The following is a 1,685-nucleotide window of genomic DNA, read 5'->3' as shown; positions in this document are numbered from 1 at the left end:
AGGGATATTCAGTAAATGTCTCTAAAAAATAAGATGGCATATGAAGATGATAGGGCATGACCATTTCATATGCCATTCTTATTGTCATTTTTCCGTGCTTTCTCACATACTTCTATCCGACAGGACATGACGTTCCGGAAGAAGTCTGATGACCTCTTCTGATTCTGTGAGTAAAATCATATCATGCTGCTTTAGCTGTTTTGTTTCTGATTTTTTCTATCATCAGTATGGCATTTGCCGTATGTATTCCAAAGAAAATCCACAGTATTTCCGTCTTCCTGTTTCTGGCCTTTATCCTTGAGAGCGAGTAATGTTGCTTTTGAGTGCCGAAGCTTCCTTCAAGCCGTGTTGCCCTTTCTTTTGAGAGTTCGCTTCTAAGCACCTTCCTCAAAGGCTCATCTTTGGCCGCCCTTCCCTTGCGCACAAAGGATGTGGATATCCCATATTTTGTACAGAATTTTCTGTTGGCATTATTGGCATATATGGAATCGGCAGCCACACATCTTACCCTTACATTCATAAGCTTCTGCTGCATACGGATACAGTCCTTCAAGCGTATACCCTCATTGAATGCCTTGAACGAGAGGTGTTCGATGAACGATATGCCGTCTATCTGTATATTATTGACCTTTGCACCGAACTCGACGGACTTGGTTTCCTTGCCTCTGACGATGGGACGTACATAATGACGGTCAATGCTGACGATGCGGTCACTGACTTTCCGCCCTTCAAACATTTCCTTTTCTTGTACAAGCACCTTTCTGATGATGGAAAGACGCTTATGATAATCCTGGGTATATCGGAGTAAAGCACCGTACTCGCTATGGATCCCATCCCTTTGACTGAGGAGCTTTTCAAGAAGCTTGATCATACGGCGCTTAAGCATTCTTGTCCTTGAAGCTCTCCTCTTTCTTTTCTTGCAGTAGGACAGATAGGATTCCGCCACATTCCTGTATTTGTTGCGCGGACGCCTTATGCCCAGCTCCCTGCAATGCCGGCATATATGCCTGTAGAGCCATTCGAGGCTTTCCCAAAGGAGTTTCATGTCCGTAGGAAAACGCATGTGGCTTTCATAGCATGTGGCATCGGTCATGCATACGTGAAGGTTATCAAGATAAGGTTTCCAGTGTGAAGCCAGGAGCTCCTGGAAAGAATCAATGTCAAGGCGGGATGCTATCTCATTACGGATGGCACTGACTATCTTGAAGTTGGTTATGGGAAGGGACGGGGGAATCATAATTCCACAGAAAATCTGGTAGTGTATGTTCCCGTTCAGATGTTCCACCAGTTGCCTGTCGGAGAATCCGGTGTATGCCTTCAGGACCATAAGGGCGATCTTTGCGGAAGGACTGAATCTGTTCCTGCGTCCCAGGCGCCGGTCCGACAGGCCGGCGGCTTTTGCCATACATTCAAACGGAAAGACCGAATGAAGCTTGCCAAGCTCACTCTCATTAAAACTCTTGCGGTATTTTTCCAGAATATCAAATTCTGTAAAACCCAAAGTAGGGTGAATTTCTGAAATATTCACTATCTTTGCCATATCTTATTAGTTTGGATATTTCCCCCGTTTTGGCCGTCAAACCTTATTTTCGGGGGAATACCTAAAGATACAAAAAAGCCAACTAATTCGCAATACTTTGTGTATGAATTAGTTGGCTGATTTTGTAATATTTAATGAATGTCCC

1 protein-coding gene is annotated in these 1,685 nt (G+C 44.2%); it reads right to left on the bottom strand.

The annotated features are described in order from the left end of the window. Window positions 1–181: 181 nt before the first annotated feature. Window positions 182–1,540 carry a transposase gene (locus tag RE317_RS20890; protein ID WP_008667781.1) on the bottom strand — a complete coding sequence of 453 codons (1,359 nt, stop codon included), beginning with the start codon at window positions 1,538–1,540 and terminating at the stop codon, window positions 182–184. Window positions 1,541–1,685: the final 145 nt, after the last annotated feature.

Source organism: Phocaeicola sp. GP0067 (assembly GCF_031119655.1).
Taxonomy (GTDB): domain Bacteria; phylum Bacteroidota; class Bacteroidia; order Bacteroidales; family Bacteroidaceae; genus Phocaeicola; species Phocaeicola vulgatus.
Note: the sequence above shows the minus strand (reverse complement) of the source record. Positions and strands in the feature narration are given on the sequence as shown.